The organism is Waddlia chondrophila WSU 86-1044, from assembly GCF_000092785.1.
In the GTDB taxonomy this organism is placed as follows: Bacteria; Chlamydiota; Chlamydiia; order Chlamydiales; family Waddliaceae; genus Waddlia; species Waddlia chondrophila.
On the sequence record NC_014225.1, the window covers coordinates 682,234 to 704,148 of the forward strand.

A 21,915-nucleotide genomic window follows, 5' to 3' on the forward strand; every position below is an offset into this window, starting at 1 on the left:
TTTGGTGGATCTCGACGGCCGGCAGTTTGCCTACGATCAAAATGGCAACTTAGAATCTTTTGAAACAGAGCACAATTGTGTCTATGACGCTCTCGATCGTCTGATTGAAGTGCACACGCAAGAGTGCACCTGCCTCTATACCTACGATCCCTTTCATCGCCGGCTGAGTCGAACGGTATTGAACCAAGAGGGATCTTTGCAGCAACACTATCTCTATAGCGGCGATAAGGAGATTGGTTTGCTTGTGCAGGGAGAGATTCGTCAGTTGAGGATCTTAGGCAACCCCGTTGAAGAGATCGGCTCGGCAGTGCTGTTTGAAATCGATGGCATCAAGTACGTTCCCCAGCATGATTTAAGGGGGAATGTTGCCCTTTTGCTCAGTCCAGCCGGAAAGGCAGAGGTCTATCGTTACTCAGCATTTGGAGAGGAGTTGTTTCAGGAATCAGTTTCTCCTTGGCGTTTTTCTTCCAAGCGGGTAGATGAAGAGACGGGCTGGGTTTATTTTGGAAGGCGTTATTACGCACCTTCTTGGGGAAGGTGGACGACAGCAGACCCCGCCTGGTTTGCAGACGGCCCGAACCTCTATGCCTATGTGCACAACAACCCTTTGAAATATGTGGATCCGGACGGTCTGTCGGCAATCGAGCATCAGCAGATGAACAGGCCCGGGACGCAAGGGACGTTTTTTGGAAGCTTTTCCCGAGGCATATTGGATGATACCAGCTGGGGAGCGAGCAGCTGGATGCTGGGAGATTACGTGTGTGATAACTGGCAGTCAAGTCTAGGATATGGAATGGGGACAGGCGTCTCCATGATGGCAGGTCTTGTCTATGGCGGAACGGAGGCGAAGTTGCTTGGCGCTGCAGGAAAGGGCCTGAACCGGGCGGCGCGTTGGCTTAACTTTGCAGAGAAGGAGGTGAAGGCTGCGTGCAAGATGGAGGGAACGGCAGCTAAAATCTCCAGGGATATTGCGCCAAAGATTGAAAGAAATTTGCCGGATGTAGGAAAAGGGAGCTATGTACCGGGTGTAGGAGGTTCTCCTAAGTCAATGCCTGAAGGGCATATGTGGACTTCTGGAAGCCCTTTTAAAAACAAAACTGCAGAAGAGCTTCATCAGATGTTTGTTGATAAAGGGTAGTCCTAAACAAGTAATGCCATCCTTTTGTTGTAATCACAAATGAAATACTGAATCATACCAATATGGTTGGCTAATTTTTTTGAAAATGACAGGGTTTTCCTAACCAGCCTCGAACATCTTTGCCTCAAGGTGTTGTTAAATCTTTCAATGTAACTCGTTTTTCCTGAATTTTTTCCGACTGCCTGGTGTTGCTTCCAAGGAAGGACTTCGTAGTACACAGAGAACCTATCAGAGTAAAAGAAGGCTTTTTTTTTAAATCCTCAGGAAGTTTTGCTAATAATGCTTCGGCAGCTCTCTTATCCCTTTTTCCTACATGCATTGCCAAAACCTGCCTGCTAGCCGAATGGAACGCCAACCAAAGCCATTGCTGATTTTTCTTATTTCCGACATAACTCCACTGTTCATCAAGCTCTATAATTGCCACTTCAAAATCCTTATAATCCTTGACCACAGTAGCGTTTAAATCGTCGGGCAACTCATAAATTATCTGTTGTATAAAGCTCAATAACCAGGGCATACTCACACTGAAAATTCTACAGATGCCTTCTAAAGAAACTCTTTCCAGAAGTGCTTGACGGACCTCACTTTTAGTTTGATCTGTAATAATTTTTTGTTGGGGGTCTAGAACAAATTGGCGGCCGCAAACAAGACAACGATGATTTTGTTTTCCATTGTGGATATGTCCATTCTTTTTTACCGCAGTTGACTCGCATTTAGGGCACGATGGGTTCATTTCATTTCTCCAGCTGTTATGGCTGAATATGAAACTTTAAATTTCCATCAGTGTCAAACGAATTTTGATTTGAGCATTACATGTTTAGGACTACCTGATAAAGGGTATAAACTTAAACCCGAAAATTCTGATTTATTAATGAGAGGAAAAGGGAGTTATATTAATCCCAAAAATAAGCGTCAGTACCATATCGACCCAAAATATTCAGGGCGTTATCGTGAGCCAAATCACGTAGACGTGTCAAGGCCTAAAGGCTATGAAGGTAATTTACCTAAAAAGAGGTTTTCATATTTAGATGATTGATTTTGACAATTTGCCAGCAGATATCACAAACCATATCATGCTTTTCAGAGAATTTCTAAATATTTCATGGGATCATGTGATCTATAAGATAATGGATGAGCATAATTGGGACGATGATAGTGATTTTATTGACGATTGGATGCAAATTAATTGGGAATTACTAGTTGAAAGAGAATTATTAGAAAATCGTTTTACTCTAGCACAATTTTCCACTACGCACTTAGGAGAAAATATCTTGAATCCTGGTAAGTTACCTGATTTTATGGTTGTGGGAAAATCTGATCATCTGGAACTAAAAGATATTGTTTCAAGTACTGTTATATCTGAAGACAAAATCTTGAGATTATTTACCTTCAATACATGGTCTCTTAAGTCTAAAGCACTTGCCTTCGGTCCTCCTTTTGAGGTGGCTGGATTAGTGGATATCGAGACCAATGAAATATTTCACGTATTAGTAGAACATTTATCGTTTTGGCTATACAAAATTCAAACACATACATACATGAAAGGTATGTGTAAATTTCAGAAATATGTGTTGGATAACAATTAGAGGAATTCCATGGTAAAGATCAATCATGGTAGCCGCTAAACAGCGGACCCCACCAAAACATAGACATTCAACTAATCTTGAGTACTTTTATGGCGAATGATAAATTTAAAAAAAAATTAGTGTTTGAGGTCTTATTCTAGACGATCCTCCTTGGGAAGAAGATGGTGCTACCCCAGAGATATTTTCAAATGTTGTGTTTGGAATCCTTAAACGCACCCTAATTTAAAAATTCTTTTAAGCTACTTTTTCTTTTTCCAGAACCTCTTCTCCATCTTTAAAGACCACTCCGTTGATTACTTTTTCAATCATTTCACAACCTTTGAGTTTTCTCCATTTTTTCTCGGCTGTAGTAGCCAGCTTGAATACCATTGTCAAAGTGGCAGCCACTGAACCGCAGCCTTTGGTTTGCCTTGTCCGGTGTCTTATTGTTGCAAAAGTCGATTCAATCGGGTTAGTTGTCCTGACGTGCTGCCAATGGATCGCCGGAAAATTGTAGAAGGTAAACAGTTGCGCCTTATCCTTCTCAAGACAAGCACAGGCTTTGGGGTATTTGTCTCGGTATGTTTTTAAAAACACCTCAAACGCCGCCAGTCCATCTTCTTTGGTAGGGGCCATATAAATTTCATGAATGGCCTTTTTCGCATTCACTTGAATACTTTTGGGCATTTTATCCAGCACATTGGCCGTTTTATGCACCCAACACCGCTGCTGCTTTGTCTTCGGAAAAACTTCCTCTATTGCCGACCAAAATCCAAGCGCACCATCTCCTATCGCAAGCTCAGGAGCTGTACACAGCCCGCGCCGCTTCAAACTCTCCAATACCTCTGTCCAGGAAATTTTGCTCTCTCTATAACCATTGTGGATCGCCACAAGTTCCTTTTTACCATTAGGAAGAGCACCAAGAATCACGAGAAAGCAAATTCGGTCATCTCCAAGACGAACATTGAAATAGATCCCATCTACCCAGATGTAAGCGTAGCGCTTTCCTTCAAGAGAGCGCTTGTTCCAGTCTTTGTATTCCTGCTCCCAAGATTGTTTTAAACGAGTGATGTTAGCTGCGGATAATCCTTTCGCATCCTTGCCCATGATCGCTTCAAGTGCATCCTGGAAATTGCTTGTAGAAATCCCCCTGAGGTAAAGAGCTGGAATCACCGCATCAAGAGATGGCACCCTCCTTAGATATTTCGGAAGAATTGCGCTTGAGTACCCTTCAGAGCTCTCTTCTCTGTTTCGAATTCTAGGTTGCTTCACTGATATCGGTCCGATTCCTGTTTGTACTTCTCTTTCAGGGAGGTAGCCGTTGCGGACAAATTGTTTTCTTCCCTCGAAATCCCTCCTGCTTTTCATCGATTCCAGGTATTCATTGACTTCATTTTCAATAGCCTGTTGAAGCAACAGGCGAGCTCCTTCCCTCAAAGTTTGTTCCAGCAAGCTGTTCATTTCACTTGTTGCGTGAAATTTATCCAAAGAAATGACATCATTCTTCATGAGCGTATCTCCTATAATTTTTTTTGATTCTAAAATTTCATAGGGTACGCTCTTTTTATCTCAAACACAACTTTTGATCATATCTCAGGCGAAGTTGCTTGGCGCTGCAGGGAAGGGAGTGAACCGGGCGGCGCGTTGGCTTAACTTTGCAGAGAAGGAGGTGAAGGCTGCGTCTGAGATGGAAGAAACGGCAGCTATAATCTGACATTTTGGTGTTCTAAAAGTAGGAGATAAAATGAATACACTAATCGCACTTGACATTGACGGCACATTGACCTCAGACTTGCACTCCATACCTCAAGAGATTGAATCCTATCTAGGACTGCTTGCTGGCAAGGAGGTCATGATCGCCCTTGTCACTGGCCGTTGTTTTTCTCTTGCTTATCCCCTTTTGAAGAGCTGGACGTTTCCCTATCTCCTTGCTATTCACAATGGAGCGATTATCTTGCGCATGCCGGAAAAGAAGATTATTTTTAAACAGTATATCGATCCGAAAGTTGTCGAGACGCTTGATGAAATTGTTTCTGGCGAGGAAACTGACTTCGCGTTGTATACAGGAATTGAAAATGAAGATATTTGCTATTTTCGCCCGAAGCAGTTTTCTCCAAGATTGCGCAGCTATGTACGCAAGCGTGCAGAACTGTGCAAAGAAAATTGGGTGGCAGTCGATCATTTTGATTCATTGCAATTGAATAGCTTAACCGCTATCAAATGTTTCGGCAGCAAGGAATCTGCCCAGCGAATAAAAGGAAAGATAGAGAAGCAGCTGTCGCTGCATGTTCCTGTGATTAAAGATCCCGTTGACCAATCCGTCTATATTGCACAAGCGACACATCCCAACATTGATAAAGGAACGGCATTAGGGTCTATTTTGAATGGGGAAAAATATTTAATTATTGCCGCTGGAGACGATCACAATGATCTGCCCATGCTGAAAAAAGCAGATGTTAAAATTGTGATGGATTCTGCGCCAAGCGAGCTGAAGCAGATGGCAGACATTGTTGCTAAGCCCGCACAAGAACTTGGAATTATTGAGGCACTGGAAAATGCAAGGAACTATTGGATTTAATCATTTACGCATCAATTGCATCATTGGCGATCTCCCTGAAGAAAGAGAAAAGGTGCAAGAAATTGAAGTTTCAGTCAAAGTCGCCTGCGATTTTTACGCTTGTTCATTATCCGACGATCTCGCAGACACTGTAGACTATGTTTCTCTCGCTGCTGCTTGCCGTCGGGAAGCTGAGGAGGGGAGATATCACATGCTGGAAACATACGCCAGTCGTACATTAGATAAATTGTTGGAGGAGTTTCCCATCGATTATGCGTGGATTCAGGTAAAAAAGGCGTCAGGGCTTCCTGACGCCGATTGCTCTTTCGTGGAGCTCTCAAAGAAGAAAAAATATCCGGGTTAGGGACACGTTTAAGCTGCTTGAGGTGATAAATAGACCTCAAAATATCGGTAGAGTCTATGAGGATTTGTATTGATCTTTTTCATCACATATTTTCCTTTTCCTCGGTTCGCTAGAAAAATGATAAATGGAATTAAGCTGGTATAAGCCACCAATGCTGCAAGGCAGGAAACAACTCCCAAAACAATGACACCCACTGTATAGGCTAAAAATTGTCCCCAACTTCTTGATTTTAACTGATCTCTTGTTAAATGTTTTACCCTCCAGAAGGAAATCTGCTTAATTTGTTTTGCATTTGTGAGATATCTAAGCCGTGATGAGGCGAGATACTGAATTTTTTCTGGCTCAAGAGCGTCAATGATCGGCTTCTCCACGCGTCCCCAAAGAGGATGCCGACTTTCAAGAGTATTGACTTGCTCGATAGTCACATTTGCCACTTGTTCCGCTGTCAAATGTTCTGCAGCTCTTCGGTTCCGAATCAAGTGGATTTGTTCCGGTCGAACGCGCTCAATTAAAGGATAAGCATTCTCATTGACCTGCAAACGCTCTACAAGGGCATCGTCAAAGTTCGCAACAACATCAGGGTTGACAGCGTGGATTTGAAGTGGTGAAAGCCTTTTTAATTCGTCCAGACAATCCATTTGGGAAATCTGATCTTCAGATAGCAGTGTAATCTGCTCATCTGTTAAGTATTGAAATTGTTTTTTGGTAAATTTTTGCACCCAGGCTTTTTCTGCCGGACAGTGTTGGACTTGTTCTTCCCCTTCCAAATAAGGAACTTGATTTTTACTAATATGGGGAACTTGCGTTTCCGGGTCAAGATGCTTGACTAATTCATCTGGACAAGCTTGAACTTGCCAAGGTTCTTGGAGAAATGGAACTTGGACGTCCGATAAGTGATCATGGATTTGATCGGCAGCTAATAAATCAATAAGCTCTTGACTATCGAAACAGTTAATCTGATGAGCTGTCAACCGATCTCTAAAATCAGGCCATTCATCCCCACTCTTTAATGGATGTAGCTGCAAAAGCTGCTCATTCGTTAAACCATGTATTTGTGTAGGGATTAGCCAGCCAATCTGCTCTTTTTTTAACAAGGAAATGTGTTGATCATTGATCAGGTGAGGCACCTGCTTTGCATCCATTTCATGGATCCATTCCTGTTTAACAGGGCAAGCTCGAATTTGCCAGGGTTGTTGGAGAAATTTAACTTGAGTTTTCAGTAAATCGTTCGTCACTTGCTCTTCACTAAGTAAATCGATCAACTCTTGATTGTCAAATGTTTCGATTTGGGATCGAACAAGTTCTTGTTGGAAGGGGATCCAATGATCGACTTGATTGAATTTTTTCAGAAGCTGATCATTATTTAAGCCTTTTACATGGCTGGGATTGACCCAAGGAATCTGAAGATCGTCGATCCATTTCATTTGAGAAGCCTTAAGACCTTCAAAGATTTGGGGAGACTTAATCACTTGAACTTGTCTTTTACCCACAAGAAATTTCGCTTGTCTTTGTTCAATCAATGGCACTTGTGTTAAGGGAAGCAACTCCTTGACAAGATGATCCGGGCATGAGGCCACTTGCTCTTTTATTAGAAGGAATTTTACTTGATCCTTGCAGAGCCATTTGTTGATCTGTTCTGGGGAGAGAAGATCGATGAGAGCTTGACTGTCAAATGTGCTGACTTGAGCTTCGACAAGCCCATCAGAGATTTCTTCCCATTTGTCTGGATATCGTTGCTTTAAAGTGAGTAATTGATGGTTTGAAAGTCCTTGTACCTGTGTTTCGGTAACGAGTGCAAGTTGATCCTCGGTGATATGGGTCATTTGATTGACGGTTTTCTGCTCTAAAGACTCAACAGCCGTTAAATGGGAGAAGCGTTTAGGATCTGTGAGCGCTTGGATCTGGTGAGGCAGCTTGAGGAAGGGAATTTGGTCAAAGGAAAGATAATTGAGCTGATCACCTTCAAGATGGGAGATTAACTCCTTTGGACATGCTTGAATTTGCGCTTCTCCTTCAAGAAGTTTGACTTGTGAACTCTCAGTAATCAAAGGAACCTGTGTGGCGGGATCCAAAAAGCGAATTTGCTCATTCGGAACAGCGCGAATCTGTTCTGAATGATTTAAAAATCGCAGCTGACTTTTAAAATCAATAAAAGGTACCATTTCTTTTGAAATCCATGAGGTCCACAGACCTTTTTCAATTTCAGGTTTCCCTGTAAATGTTTGAGCGATCTGTTCAAGTTGAACAATTAACTCAGGGTCTGTGATTTCCTGGATCTGCTCTTGACACACTTTGTGTAAATATTCAAGAGGAATATTGCGCAACAGGTTTCCATGAATCCAACTAAATTTTTGAGGGATATTTAATGATCTAAAAGACTCTTTATTAGTTTCTTGAGGAAGATTTTTCACTTGTTTCTTTGATAACCATTGCCACTTGTTTTCTGGAATGAGAGCAACATATTTAGGATCGATGGCCTGAATTTGCCACGACTGGGAAAAGGTAGGATAAAAGAGTGGGTTGACATAGGGGATGAGGTGCTTTTGAGAAGACCTTAATTGAGCAACTTGTTCTTCTGATAAGTAGTATGTCCAGTTTTCTTGTGAGTGATCACAGATTTGCTCTGGATGTTCAAGATATTGAATTTTAGATGGCGGTAACCACTTTATTTGCTTTTTTGTAAGGAAAGGAACTTGGAAAGGTTGTAAATAGCGGAATTGATCCTGGGTGAGTTTTTCTGCCTTTTTTTTCAGAGTCGCATCCAAATTGTCGCGATTTTTTTCAGGAATTCTTTCTATCAGTTTGCCCAATGTTTTTTGAGTCACATCATCTGTTTCTTTTAACTCCCAATCAATTCCAAGATGGGGTACTTCATCAACGTGAAGATGTCTAAGTTTTTTGGGAGAAAGTAGTTTGACTCCCACTTCATCGTCAATTCGCAGGCGCCCTTTATATTGCTTTTCTTGTTCAGCACGTTTTTTGAACAGGTGATGACCAGGGTTATGGGTCGCTTTTTGATCCAAGCGATTGATCACTGGGTTGCGTTGTATAATGGAGCGTTGACGCTCATCTCTAGCTGTACGAAGTTTTAAGAATCGAATTTTCAGATCATCATCTTCTCCCATCCATGCTTCTAGTTCAAGCGGATATTGATCGAGATAATGCGCATTTCCAGCAAATGCGTTGAGCTCAAATATTCCTCTTTCTACGCATTCTTCTTCCAGAGGGAATAGTGAGTGATCTGTCCCAGTCGCAAATGAAGAACCATCTAGTTGGACGAGCCAAACGCCTTCTACCTCTTTAGAAGAGTTAGAGTCTTCTGCATTTTCAGCATACATTTTTAATAAATGTTTTCTTGCTGCATTTGCCTCTCTCTCTGAAAGAAGAAGCCAACAAAACTGATCCTCTGCAACTTGAATTGCTAGAACTTGTTGTGGTGGGCGCTGTGTTTGATGAAAAACAGGTAAAACTTCACCTTCTACTGTGTGGAAAAAGGCGTGAGTGCCGTAAATAGGTTCGCGAAAGGCGTTTTCATAGTGAAATCGATCTTCAAATAGGCCATATGAATAGGAAGCTAGTTGACGTTGTAGAGAAACAACTCTCATCGGAATCTCTTCTTGTTTTCTGGCAGTTTGAATCAAGGTCAAAAAAGTTTTCCGATCCATTTTTTCTTCTTTTAAAAGTGGTTGCCTAGGTAGTCTTTCATAGTGCTCAAGCTCTAATCGAATTTCTTGCTCCAGTTCATTTTCGATCATTATCTGGTCTTCAACATTGAATTCGACGCGCATCTCAACTTCTTGCTCGATTCCGATAGAAGACGCTCTTTGAGTAGATTGCTCTGGCAAGCAGGTGGCGTTCTGGATATGTTTACTCAACTCCTCCTGTTCTTTAAGGATCGATTCACGCGCTTTATGATCATTGATTTGATCGGTAAATGCCTCCACTTTCTGCTTGAGTTGCTGGGCAAGCATCTCTTTCGTTTCAACTTTAGATTCTAGCTTTCCATGTGAAAGATAGAACTGATTGCTCATCTTTGTGACATAAAAGGGTTCATTTTTTCCGACTTCTTCAATAAACGCATCTTCAGAGCCTTCTTGGTCAAGTAGAAGAGCTGCATCGGTAATCCTTTCGACAGCAAGGTCGCGAGCAGATGCCTCAATTTGCTGCCTGAAGTAGCGCACCATGTGATCTGTTTTGCGCATTGATTGATTCTTTTCAGCTGAGAGGATAAAATCTTCTAAGTTCCCACCTCCATTGATGATGAGCTGCCGTGTTCCTTTTGTGACCACTAATTCGACATTTTGCTCATACAAATACTGCCGCAAGCGCATTGTTCCCTGTCCAATCGTTCTTCTCAACATTTTTTCGTCAAAAGTGAGAAGGTTAACTGCTTCCGGAAGTTGTAGAATATCGACACCTGTTGTGTGCCGTTCGTCATAGTAGACAAAATATTTCGAAGGATCTAAACCTCGGGCACGAAGTGTTTCCTTTGAACTGCCTCCTATCCGCTCAGGCTGATTGGCTCCTTTCTTCCAAACGTAGAGGGTATCCGATTGTTCTTGACCTGAATCTCGGTGGAAAAAGAGCACCCCTTCAATGCTTGCATCGACACGTCCATCATTTTGCCAATTTGCAAGGCATTCCATGATTTGACGCGCCACTTGAGCGTTATCTTCGAAGGCTTTAAAAATTCCACCCGTTTCAATAATTCCCCGAATTTTTATCGGATCTGGGTGGTTGTGAAAAATTTGAGTCAGAAAATCCTCAACGGTTTGGAAGTCGACTTCATGGATCTGCCCTTCTTTCGCTTTTTTGGCCATCGTATGAAGAATTTTTCCTTCAGTACCGATATCATGTTCCAATCGGTTAAATAACTTTCGATCATACCCCCCGGCATTCCAGGGTGTTCCTGACATGGTACGTCTGGTATTTACCTGTCGAAGAAGATGACGTCCATTACTTGTTAAACGTTCTGATCGGAATCCTACTTTTTCAGCGACAATCTCGAATTGAAAATCCAACCGTTTTTCCACGTCTTGAGAAATGTTAAAGACGGCACGCTTGAGCATTTCAGGATCTTTCACCTGATCGAGTGTAATTCCAAATAATTTGTAAAATTCTTGATATTCAACTGTTTGCTCGAATTTCTCTCGATTTTTCTCGACGTAGTATCTGGCTGCAGATTCAGCTGTTGTCGCCACATTCAATACATCTTGTTCTTGGATAGGAAATCCTGCGATCCACTGGTAATAGTAGCAAGCCTCTTCTAAGTAGTAGCCAAATTGTGTTGTTGCAGGTGCATGTACACCAATATAAGGAATAATGGTGAGTGATTTGTCTTTGAGAGAGGGGCCGTAGCTGCGGCACCCACTCTTGCTTAATGTTGCAGGAAGAATGTCATTAAGAAGGTGGCGCGTGAGGGCGATGAGGTTGGTTCCTTTTTGTGACTCTTCATCTTTTGCATGGTACTGGTGCTCCAAGTATCGGAGAAAAGCGATATCTAACTCTGCCATTTCTAGTGAGTAGCCCAATTGATCCCAATTTGGAATAGCTTCTTTTAACACTTGAAGATCGACTGGCCGGCCTTCATCATCTGCATACTCTTGTAAAATGGATGGAATTTGATTCGAAGCATACCGGATAAAGCTCTCTTGAAACTCTTCAGGCACAAAATTCTTAATGGGTTCAAAAGAATCAAACAGGTACTTGGAAACGACAGGAATAATTTTATTCAAATACCGATGGGTATCCATCAGAGTTTGTGCATTTTCTTCTAAACGCACAACGTCTGCAACGGAAATTTTCTTTTGCTCATCGACCATCAGTTTTTTGCTGACTAAAGCTTTAAAACATGTGTGGATCAAGCTATTCGTCGTCGGATCGATTGGCACTGTTTCTCCATCAGGAAAATTGACCTCTTGGAGGCAGTCTAAAAGAAGGTCTACCTCATCCATCAAAGCATCACATTGTGTGGCAAACCTCTTTGTCACTTCAGCTAACTTCATGATCTTTAACTTAGATGTATGATGGATTGCACGATGAGCTTCTAACGCCTGTTCGAGTTGGTTCAAAACAGCTGTTAATTGCTTCAGTTTGTCTTGTTTTCGGAGAACTTCAACCGATTGTTGATGCTGGTTCATTAAAAGCCAGCTAGTAAGCTCTTCTTTTTTCCTTAAACATTCTTTTTGTTTTTCCAGCAAATGTTTTTGCTTTTCCGAATATTTTTTGAATAGACGTCCTTGATACAGCAGCTCAAGTTCAAGAGTTTGAAGAGTTGTGGCTTTCACAACAATGGGTTGCTGTTTCTGTTGAGCCTGCTCTAACTGTTCGATCAATTGATCAAGTTTATAGAGTGTTAAATCTTCCCGATTGAGATCAATCGATTGCACATGTTTTTGAAAGGCATTCCAAATCGATTCACTGATATTGGTTTCTACAGTCGAAAATAACGAAGGAGGCACAATAAACAATGCTAATCTTCCTTTCCGTTTAGCTGCGAGATAAAGAATAATGGTTGCTAGCACAGAAGTCTTTCCGCCGCCCATGATGAGCTGGATGATGATATCTTTATAGCGCTCAGGATTTTCCTCTTCCATTTCCAGCATTTTTTTGATCAAATCTGCTTGCTTTTTGTGGGGAATCATTCCTGTTTGACCAGAAAAAACCCTTAGAGCTGCATGGACTTGCTTTTCCTCTTCAAAAGATTCAAAATAGTATTCAGCCTCTAATTGGTCTGTTAGCTGCTGGCAGAGGTAACGGCGGGTTGGGTCATTGACGTTATCGATCTTTTTGATTTGCCGAGCAAGGTGATGAATCTGACCTGTTTGCGCAAGATAGGATTTAAGATCCTCGATTTCAATTGTCATTGAAGCAATCTTGTTGATCTCTTGTTCACTTAGATTCGGATTGAGTTGTTTCAATCCCTGAGAATCGAACGACAATACGAGCTCTAAACAGTGAGAGAAAGAGATCCTTTGTTTCGTCCCTCCTCCTATGGAAGCAAACTCAGCTTGCCTTGTGTGTAAATGATCAGATGCTTGATTGGCGGCATGGAGCAAAGTCTGCATTTTCTCTTTTAATTCAATCTCAAGCTGCTGCTTGACCAATCCTGATTGAATCATTAATTCTTTCGCATGGTCTTTGGTGATGTTCCACTGTATTTTTCTTTCATTTTGCTTCTTACCCGAAAGGTATTCCTGCCTTAATGCAAAGAGATCATTTGCTACGGTTTTTTCATATTCATCTTCGCCAGGATTCAACAAGGATTTCTGATAGTCAAATTTAAAATCTTCATAATTCGTGACCTCTTGGTCATTAGGAGGAGTAAGAAACCTTGATTTCCAATCCCTTAACGTCAACCAACGTTCATCATTTGAGGGAAATGAAAAGTTGAGAGGAGATGGTTGAGGCAAAAGATTGCTTTGAAGAGCCAAAGCGCTGCGGGTAGGGATAGGATAATGTCCAGTTTCAGTTCTATCTTCGAAAATGATTTCTTGAGGAGGTGAGAGGAAGTTTTGAACACATTTCAACGTTTGAGATCCAGAAATTTCATCGCGCCAATTGTCATATGCTTTTTTTAGATGATTAAGGTAGTCCCTTTTTTGTTCACTGGAAGGACTATTAGAAAGATGAAGAGGGTCTGGATATTTTTCCGGTTCCAAAAGGATATGAATCATGAGGTCCAGCTGCATGATATTGTCTTTAACGCCATTGGAATGGAGCCTCCATTGCCATAGGCGATAGACAGTTTCTCTTCTTGCATCGATTGACTCTTCTTTTGCGATTCTGTGAACTTCTAAGAGCATCGCTCCGTTTTTTTTCAAACCGACATGTTTAGAAGGTCTTGTACATAGTGTTGAGTTGGAACCATGAGAAAGCCAGGCAACAGAATGCTGGAGTTGTTCTAAATATCTCTCGTATACTTCTTGCGCTTCTAGCATTTCTTGTTCAGCTGCATCACCATAAAGACGTTTGTAAATCTCGAGATCGTATACTCGGAATTGATAAGGAAGATCAAAATCGATCTGCTGGCAAAAGGGCTGACGGTAGCGCCCGTTTGTATCAGAATCGGGAAGGGTCCTCTCTCCATAGCTGCCAACTTTTGGCAGTTTGTAGGATTGAGTTTCTAATAACTCTAAACGTCGTTCTAGTTGTTGGATGAACCCATCGAATGCACCGATAGAAAGAGGTTCTGCTTTAAAGATAAGATCTCTTTTTGTTTTTCCTTCTTGTAGAAGTTTTAACAGGAGGTCATGCTCTTGTTCGAAAGATAAACGGCAGGCAAGATCCACATTATTTAAAGACTGGAGGTATTCGTGAGTTCTGACAATTGTTCCCCAAAGCTTAGTTAATCCTTCCTGACCGGGATAAAATTCTTCTATCTTGGTTGTGGATTGTTTCTCTCTATGTGTGATCGAGAGCGATTCCGCATGAAGATAAACAGCGCGGGAGTTTGGGTCATCTTCACCAAATGGGGAGGAAAGGATCAGGTCGATGATTTTTTCACATTGAGGAGTGAGTTTTTGAGTCGGCTTAATTTCTCTTAGCCCTTTAACAGCTTCTCGATAATTTTTTTGTGAAAGAGAGAGATAACTGAGAAAAAGCTGTCCTTCTAATGTTGTAGAAGTGACTTTTCCATTGATAATATTGTAAACAAAATATTGATAACGTCCCCACTGTTCGCCGTTTGAAGAATCTATTGGAGGGACAAGTGATTCAATAGACAGCGTTCCATCGGCAGCAGGGATTGACTGGGATTCAATGGTTTGAAAGGGGACAAGAAGTTTATCTGTTTCGGTACTTTTTAAACTCTCCAGGTAGAGATAGTTGGGAATCGTTCCAAGAAATCCTTTGGGCATTCGCTCAGGGAGTGCGTATTGAGTATTTTCGCTCCAAATCATTTTTCCTTGGATATAGCGAAAAACAAGAGGGTTTCCTCCCTCTTGAGATGTGTAGCGGGGAAGGACCACCTTGACCAAGTCCGAATCGAATGCATTTTCCCTTTTGTAAGCTAGGATGTGGTCGGGTACATCAAATCTAGAAAGCATCCCGTCCCTTTCCACCTCATACATATCAACGTGCAGGCCTTCGATAAGTTCTTGGTTGTGTGGATCAAGGCCAAATTCAATGATTGCTCCATCATCAATAGAGGCATAGTTGAGATCATGCTTGTCAAGAGTGGCAAACAATCCATTGATGCTGTGTCCAGATGGGGAGCGTATGGAGCCGTTGGTTGGGATCCAATAAGTGTGGTCGTAGGAGAGGATGCGTGGATAACCGTTGAGTTTTTCTGTTGACTTCAACTCGAACCAATTCCCTTCAAATCCAGGAAATTGTTTTTGAATTGCAAAGAATGTTCGACCAAATTCGTTAGATTTCATCAAGCGAATGATGCCCATCTTTGGGTGATGGAACGTAAAACTGGAATTTCCAATAGAAGTATAAGAAAAACCTCTTTCCCCTTTGAAAAGGCGGATAAAATCTTGTTGGCTTTCCCAAGGGAAGTGACCCATTCCCCAACCGATTTTCCCTGAGGGACCATACACAACGCCAGAAATCAGATCAATATCCCATTCTTCTCCATTATTAGATATCCCTTTTAATAAATTAGGCGTTTCAACGTCGAAAGTCCAACCGATCACTGTTTCAGGGTTCTTTAATTTTAAGGCTTCTAAAACTCCATTTCCAAGAGAAGTTTGGAGGTGATTGTCATTAGATAAGTCGGTGAAAAGTTCAGATGTGAATTGTGTGAGGTAGCGATTAAGGTGTGATTGAAGGATTGGCGAGTGCCACGCGCCGCTATCTGGATACATTTGGTATGAGATCCAACTTTCGTAAACGGAAACGCTCTCATTTTGTGGATACAAAGAGAAAAATAATAGCCGATACTGATGAATGATCGCTTTTTCAGTCGGTTTTAAATCTTCTAAATCCAACCACCTCTGAATCGATTGCAAACAGGTGTCGATGAGCTGTTTTTCTAATCCCATTTTTGCATCGATTAAATACTTGGAGGTATAAAAAGCAAACTCAAGAAAAAATCGTGCTCCATCAACCGGGTTTCCCTCTGCGTCTGATGGCCGATCCTCTTTGTTTTCCATCTGTTTTCGCATGTTAAAAAAGTGATTCAACCCAGTTTGAATGAATGGATGACAAGAGTCTAAATAGGAAGGATCTTCTTTCAACACTTCGGCAAATCCAAGATGATGTGTTCCTTTTTCTGAAATTGGACACCGGAGAAGTAATCGAAAAATGATCGCCTGGAGCTTCGGGTCAGCCAGCCTCATTTTATTTTCGTTCAAGACGCGGATCATTTGATAGGGGGTTAATCTCCATTCCGAGGCCGACCTAAGAAGCTCTTTTAGCACAGGGTGATCGTGTACAAGTGCTGTTGATTTGAGTGTAGAGCCTTCCGCAACAATACGGTCCCATTCACTTTTATGTCTGGAGGCAACTTTTTGTTCGTAAAACTGTATTTGGGTTTCAGATTGTGCTCGGTGTTGAAGATCAAACATCCGTTTTTTAGTACTTTTGGACATCTGTTTACTCGATCCGGGCTTTTTTACAAATGCCTCGCATGAATAAGGGCTTTTTCTTTCCGCTTTAAAATTATACTTGTTGAGTCTGATATAAGTGAAATTTCCATGTAATGCCAGATCCATGCGGTAAGTGATTACTCTTAGCCATACAACATGACTGTAACCGCGTGCAATAAGGGGATTGCTGTCATCAAGTGCCACAGATTCCTCAAGAATAAGCGTCCGTTTTGTGCTTTGGGGCAAATTGACTCTTTTTTGAGGTTTTGCGGGCTCCATCTCATAAGGAGGTTCTGGTTCATTAAAAGGTTCAGGCGCTTCTTTCGACAAACCAAGTTGGAATCTCCGAAATTGTGTGTCATAATTATTTTTTTTGCCGCGCCATTCCATATAGGTATGATAACGAGCTAGCTGTTTTTGATAGCGATCTACATCACTTTCGTAAATTCTTTCGATCTCATCTTCTGTTAGACTTTTCCACTTTTGATCAGCTAATGCGTCAATATCTTGGGTTAGCGCTTCATCAGCAGTCAGTAAGCTTTGCCAGTATTGGCCATTGAGTGGTGATTCTTTAACTGTTGTTTTGACCACCTCTGTGTTGTTTTCGTTATTAAATAATTGATGACGGTTATTTGTATGAGCGTCAAAGGACTTAAAATAGTCGCAGGCAGACTTGACTCTGTTAAATTCGCTCGTTTCAATGAAAACAAGAGCTTCTAACTCCTCTGTTAAGGATCCAAAATGGGGGACAGGATAGCCTTCCAGTCTTGGCATATTCGGTGAATCGTCTGCCTTGCGGGTATCAATTTTCACCGCTAGGTAGTGGGAGAGTGTGTGAAGGCTCAGAAGTGTTGCATAATAACGTGTCGGCTGTTCATTTTTGTGGGTTTGACTATATAGATCAATTAAGACTGAAAAACTTTTTAAAATCTCTTCTATTTCTTTTATTGTTAGATTTTCCCAAAAGGGAGCTTGCACCTTTTGAATCCAGGCGAGCCTGCTTCTTTCGTCAACAGTAACTTGAGGAAGAGGAAGTTGGTCGATGAGTTGAGAAAGTTGCATATTCACAACGACATCTCGATTCTCTTTTTTTCCATAGGTGATATACAATTTTCTGAACGCTTCAACAGCTTCTGGAATTTGATTCGCCCGGCTGATCACTAGAGGGTCTGGAATGATAACAAGGGATGGAGCAGTGTCATTGCCATGCATCTGCGTTGCTTTTATTGTCCTTTGTGCAACCTTTCTGAGGACTCTCTGATCGAGCGTGAGTTCGGTTATCCGGCTCTCAACGAAACTCTTTTTTCTAGAAATTTTGATTTCAGATTCATCAAACTCTATTTCTTTGAGAATGTGATAGATCGTTGCCTGTGTTTGCTCAGCCAACTGCGGATCAACCAAATATCCACCGCTGTGGTCCTCATCTAATGCCTTTGCTATTGTGCGTAAGAAATTACGTGAAAGATGATTGACCAGCCTCCTTGAGACAGCTCCTTCTTTTGTATCTTGGGCACAATCGTCTTTCAAGGATCGATAGGTTGCCACAATCAGTCGAAAGTTCAAATGTAAGAGGATTTGTTTGTAACGTGCGAGATTTCCTGAATTGCGACGCATCCAAGCTTTTGTTGAAGATGGAACGCAAGTTCCTGCACGTTGGCCTGTAATTGCTCCCGACTCTTCCCAGTCTACTGTTTTTCGGAATTTCTCTAGATGATCGAATACCTCAAGAACATCCTCTTCATCAACCACAAAGTTGTTGTCCCATTTTGATAGCGCTTTCAATTCAATCATATGTTGAAAGAAAGCAGGACGAAGGATGCCGTCACCATTTAAACAAATAAGGTCTTCTGGCACTTGAGTAAATTGGATATACGGTTTAATGCGGATCTTATCACCGGCAAACATTTGATCAGTGAGTTGGTAGCCTGTAGCTGTATAAAGAAATACTTCAAACGACTGATCTTCGTTCCGTTTAAATTCATAAATTAAAGCGTGCCCAGATCCACCGCCTACATTCGACCAACCGCCGTAAAAACATTGCGATTCCCCTGGATTCAATGCATGAACTTTTCCCGTATATTTAAGAGCAATTTGATGTAAATAGTCTTCTCCGTTTCGAGAATTAGCAATTTGATCAAGATCTTCGGTGTATTCTTTGAGTTGCGCAATTCCTGTCAGGAGATGATTGACAGTTTTGAGATCTTCTGAATCTTCATGATCCATTGAGGCCTTGAGGTTGCTGAGCAACCATTCCCAAACGATAAAATTCGGCTGTGGTGATGGAAATCCATCCAAGTTAAAGGGGTTTTCTTTTCCACCTGTCGTCAATCCTCCTGCTGCAAAGTTTGCTGCAATGGCTCTAATCGCATCATTGAGTTTTTTTGCATGCATTAACTCTTTGATTCCCGGTGGAAATTCTCCAATTTCTAGTGTTTCTAGTAAGCTGTATTTTAGAAGATCTTCCTCGCTCATTGGACAATCGGGAAGGCTTTCACTCAAAGAACTCTCTATTTCGGCGTTGAGTAAGTCCAAACGGCGATCTTCCCAAATTTGACGGATCCGTTCTACAGAGTCTTTATCTTTAGGAGATGTTAAAAGGCAGTCGGGTGAAGTGAACAGGCTTTTATATTGATTAAAAATATGATTTTGGATGTTATTGTTCATGAAAGGATCTATCTAGTTAAAAAAAATAATTTATTTATTTTAACTTTCTTTAGTTAAATCCCGATTAGTTTATTTTAAAGATTTCGTAAATATCGACTAAATTCAAAATATTTTCTTTATTGATAAGAACGATGGGTTTGGATAATATAGCTGCTTTCTCGTATCAAAGGAGAAAAATAAATGGGCTGGACATTGATTACAGGGACATCTGGAGGACTGGGGCGTGCCATCGCTTTGCGCTTGGCTGAAGAGGGGCGCTCTCTTTATATTCATTACAATCAAAGTTCGGATCAAGCGCAAAAGGTAGCTGTCGCATGTGCGCAAAAAGGAGCCAAGGTCAAAGTGGTGCAAGGCGATTTTTCTACAGATGAATCGATGAATCGATTTTTTGGCCAAATTAAAGATGTCGCCCACTTGGTGAATAATGTCGGTTGTTTCCTTATTCAGCCCGGCTCTGAGACCCCTTATTCTGACTGGAAAGACCTGTATCAGGTGAATTTTTTTGCTCCTTTGGCTCTCATTCAGAATTGCCTTCCCGATATTGTTAGCCATCAGGGAAATATTGTTAACATCGGTTCGGTCGGCGTGGGGATGCTCCGCGCAGACGCAAAATTTACAGCTTATACATCATCGAAAATGTCGCTCTATTTTTTGACAAAATCCTTGGCTAAGGAGCTTGCTCCCCGCGGTGTCCGGGTGAACATGGTGTCTCCGGGTGAAATGGAAAATTCCTTATCATTTCCACGGGGAGGAGGAGAGCTTCCCATGAGAAGGAAAGCTTCTCTTAAAGAAACAGCGGATGCTGTTGCGTATTTTCTTAGCCCTGAAGCGGGCTACATAACCGGACAAAACCTGGAAGTAGGAGGGGGTCTTGCATTGTAAAGAACTTGCTCTATTGGCGGGAAGGGCTTGGCAAAGCAAGGAAACCCGTTTTGTCCACTATTGTTACCATTCCGATTCCAGGGACCCGATTCCCTTAAAAGAAAATTTTTGTTTTGTTCTTGCCTTGCTGCGCAGTCGCACTGCGGAAAATATCCTGGAAGCAAAAGAGCTTTTGGAGAAGCTTCTCAGCTATCAGGTGGACGGAAACTTTCCCATTTACCTCCATGAATTTCCTACTTGCTACGATCGTTTTAGGGCTGCAGAGGTGCTTCCTTCCCTCATTTGGATGGCTCGGGGATTTCATCATGTCTTGGGAAAGGAGCTGAAAGATAAGCTGGAACTCTCAATTCGTGAAGCGGTCAAGCAAAGCTTAGCTGTACTGGAAAGCTATCAAGTTGATGAACTCACCGCTCTCAGAATTGGCTGCTCCACTCTAGCAGCTGGCTGCTATTTTGGATGCGATCATTGGAAAGAGCTTGGCTCGAAATTGACGGCACAAGCGGAAGCATTAGGAATTCAACCTTCTTGGTTTGTTTCCGAGATGTTGGGACACAGGCTGGCGTCGCTCAATCAAATTGACGTTTGGCCTCGTCTTTGGCAGCATTGCAACGAAATGTACCATGAAAAACTCGCTGCATATTGCGGGCCCCATCTTTCAGAAAAGCAGTGGTTGGCTGGTCCTGAACCAAATCTTTTTAATCTTTACATGAAGGATTCTAAGTTTCAAGAGCGCTTGCATCCTTCTTATCTTCTTGGCGCATTGGTGCATCCATTTGAAAAACAGGAATATTTGCCACAGTATCAAACGGGGTCTTTGTTAGGTCGAAAATGGGAAGTCTACAAAACGGATTGTTGGGCAGTGAGTCTGTTGGAGCAGGAAATGTCTGTCAACCAGATGTTTTCTCCTGTCTATCTGATTTGGAATGGCGGCGAAACGTTGCAATCATTAGTGGCGCAAGGAGGAAATGTAGAGCAATCCCGCTTTATCTGGAAAGATCGAGAGATTGAATTGCTCTTCTATTTAGGTCCTGAAGCGGATAACGATCATCCAAAGGACCGAGTTGAAGCAGCGTTTTTTTGCTCAAGGGAAAGCACTGCACTTTCTATTGAGGGGAAAAAAGCAACGGTTTTTCGCTTGGGAGAAAAGGTGGAGATTAAAAGCTTGCTTCCTTTTTCAATAGAGTTTTCTTTGTTAGAAGGCAGTGGGGACTTCACGGGGCATATTTCCATGGGAAACCGTCCTTGTCAAATCTTCAGCGAAGGGGAGGCGCGGGATTGGAAAATTGCGATTAGATCTGTTAGACGTACGCCTGACTGTATTCTTAAAGCTAAACTGACGATCAATGGTTAGATTTGGTTTCTTTTTACTGAGCCTGTTGACATCTTGCGCCTGGCATCCTTGCACAACGGAATATCATGTGCAGTATTGTCATCTAAATGATCCTCCCCCTGTGGAACTCCTTGATCCCTGCCCGCATTATTTGGTGGTGCTTGTCTGCGCCAGACACTTGGACTACACAAATGGCAAGCAGCTTCTTAAGACAATCGCAAGACATCCTAGTGATGGATCAAAAAACAGCGATGTTGGCCATGCATGGGTGCTTCTCCAAGGAGAAAAGGAGAGGTTGGAAGGGGGGCATACCGGAGAATTCGGCGTGGTTCAACCAAGATATTTCGAAGGAGTTGCCGATTTAATCGATTATCGCGATCCCAATCCCGTCCGCTATCTTTGGGCCACGCAAAAAGATGGATGTTTTCAAAAAGGATCGGGAGGATTTGTCCCTACATTTGCTGCACGGATCAAGCTCTCTCAGGAACAATATGAGGAAGTGCGAGCGTTTATTCTTAGTTATTCTTATCGTGATTATGCGATCACGAGACATCAGTGCGCCACGTTTGCCGCCGATGTTGCAGAAATTGCCGGAGTGGAACTGAAACATTCCGTCACAGTTCCTATTGAGCAGAGAATCACCTTGTATGGAGAAAACATCCAGTTGTGGAGCGATCCTTTCTACGCCGAGTTGACAATTTCTTCTCCCGATATTTTGGAAAAAAGCTTGATGCAGGCGGTAAAAGAGGGGAAGGCTCAAAATGCGACAAATTGGTATTTAGAAAATTACCGCAAGAAAACAACGCTTTTCGATCGAATTCATTCGATAAAAACGATCGGCTCTAAGCTCAACCGTTCCTTGATGCTGAAATGATACACC

Annotated in this window: 12 protein-coding genes; 9 read left to right on the forward strand and 3 right to left on the reverse strand. The window is 42.0% G+C overall.

Features of this window, described 5'->3' with window-relative positions; translation table 11 throughout:
- Positions 1 to 4: 4 nt before the first annotated feature.
- The gene (locus WCW_RS03025) at positions 5 to 1,138 is read left to right on the forward strand and encodes an RHS repeat domain-containing protein (protein WP_013181721.1); all 1,134 of its coding nucleotides are present in this window, start codon (positions 5 to 7) and stop codon (positions 1,136 to 1,138) included.
- A gap of 2 nt (positions 1,139 to 1,140) precedes the next feature.
- Here the strand turns inward: WCW_RS03025 and WCW_RS03030 are convergent.
- A protein-coding gene (locus tag WCW_RS03030) for an IS1 family transposase (protein WP_420805047.1) occupies positions 1,141 to 1,871 on the reverse strand; the annotation gives its coding sequence in 2 pieces (ribosomal slippage) (positions 1,141 to 1,400 and positions 1,400 to 1,871; 732 coding nt in all).
- An 18-nt stretch (positions 1,872 to 1,889) separates the two neighbouring features.
- Here WCW_RS03030 and WCW_RS10320 point away from each other — a divergent pair.
- Both WCW_RS10320 and WCW_RS03035 read left to right on the forward strand, forming a co-directional pair.
- Complete coding sequence (locus WCW_RS10320) at positions 1,890 to 2,174, forward strand: polymorphic toxin type 37 domain-containing protein (protein ID WP_193785809.1); 285 nt, start codon at positions 1,890 to 1,892, stop codon at positions 2,172 to 2,174.
- The gene (locus tag WCW_RS03035) at positions 2,167 to 2,724 is read left to right on the forward strand and encodes a hypothetical protein (RefSeq protein ID WP_013181723.1); all 558 of its coding nucleotides are present in this window, start codon (positions 2,167 to 2,169) and stop codon (positions 2,722 to 2,724) included. The genes WCW_RS10320 and WCW_RS03035 overlap by 8 nt, the downstream gene beginning before the upstream one ends.
- Before the next feature lie 234 nt (positions 2,725 to 2,958).
- On the opposite strand, the gene WCW_RS03040 is transcribed toward WCW_RS03035, so the two are convergent.
- Positions 2,959 to 4,212, reverse strand: coding sequence for an IS256 family transposase (locus WCW_RS03040; protein WP_013181107.1), 1,254 nt, complete (start codon positions 4,210 to 4,212; stop codon positions 2,959 to 2,961).
- Positions 4,213 to 4,285: 73 nt separating this feature from the next.
- On the opposite strand from WCW_RS03040, the gene WCW_RS10465 reads away from it, so the two are divergent.
- Genes WCW_RS10465 through WCW_RS03050 form a run of 3 tightly spaced genes read left to right on the forward strand, consistent with a single transcriptional unit; the run spans position 4,286 to position 5,624 of the window.
- Positions 4,286 to 4,417: a hypothetical protein gene (locus WCW_RS10465; RefSeq protein ID WP_013181724.1), complete on the forward strand. Its 132-nt coding sequence runs from the start codon at positions 4,286 to 4,288 to the stop codon at positions 4,415 to 4,417.
- Positions 4,418 to 4,447: 30 nt separating this feature from the next.
- Complete coding sequence (locus tag WCW_RS03045; RefSeq protein ID WP_013181725.1) at positions 4,448 to 5,281, forward strand: HAD-IIB family hydrolase; 834 nt, start codon at positions 4,448 to 4,450, stop codon at positions 5,279 to 5,281.
- Complete coding sequence (locus tag WCW_RS03050; RefSeq protein WP_013181726.1) at positions 5,259 to 5,624, forward strand: dihydroneopterin aldolase; 366 nt, start codon at positions 5,259 to 5,261, stop codon at positions 5,622 to 5,624. Before WCW_RS03045 ends, WCW_RS03050 begins: the two co-directional genes overlap by 23 nt.
- 8 nt (positions 5,625 to 5,632) lie before the next feature.
- On the opposite strand, the gene WCW_RS03055 is transcribed toward WCW_RS03050, so the two are convergent.
- Positions 5,633 to 18,823 carry a DEAD/DEAH box helicase family protein gene (locus WCW_RS03055; protein ID WP_013181727.1) on the reverse strand — a complete coding sequence of 4,397 codons (13,191 nt, stop codon included), beginning with the start codon at positions 18,821 to 18,823 and terminating at the stop codon, positions 5,633 to 5,635.
- A gap of 180 nt (positions 18,824 to 19,003) precedes the next feature.
- Here WCW_RS03055 and WCW_RS03060 point away from each other — a divergent pair, with 180 nt between their 5' ends.
- The 3 genes from WCW_RS03060 to WCW_RS03070 are packed head-to-tail and all read left to right on the forward strand — an operon-like array spanning position 19,004 to position 21,909.
- The gene (locus tag WCW_RS03060) at positions 19,004 to 19,705 is read left to right on the forward strand and encodes an SDR family NAD(P)-dependent oxidoreductase (RefSeq protein WP_013181728.1); all 702 of its coding nucleotides are present in this window, start codon (positions 19,004 to 19,006) and stop codon (positions 19,703 to 19,705) included.
- Entirely contained in the window at positions 19,695 to 21,056 is a 1,362-nt protein-coding gene (locus WCW_RS03065) for a hypothetical protein (RefSeq protein WP_013181729.1), read from the forward strand. Before WCW_RS03060 ends, WCW_RS03065 begins: the two co-directional genes overlap by 11 nt.
- On the forward strand, positions 21,049 to 21,909 hold the full coding sequence (locus WCW_RS03070; protein ID WP_013181730.1) for a hypothetical protein: 861 nt from the start codon (positions 21,049 to 21,051) through the stop codon (positions 21,907 to 21,909). The genes WCW_RS03065 and WCW_RS03070 overlap by 8 nt, the downstream gene beginning before the upstream one ends.
- Positions 21,910 to 21,915 lie beyond the last annotated feature (6 nt).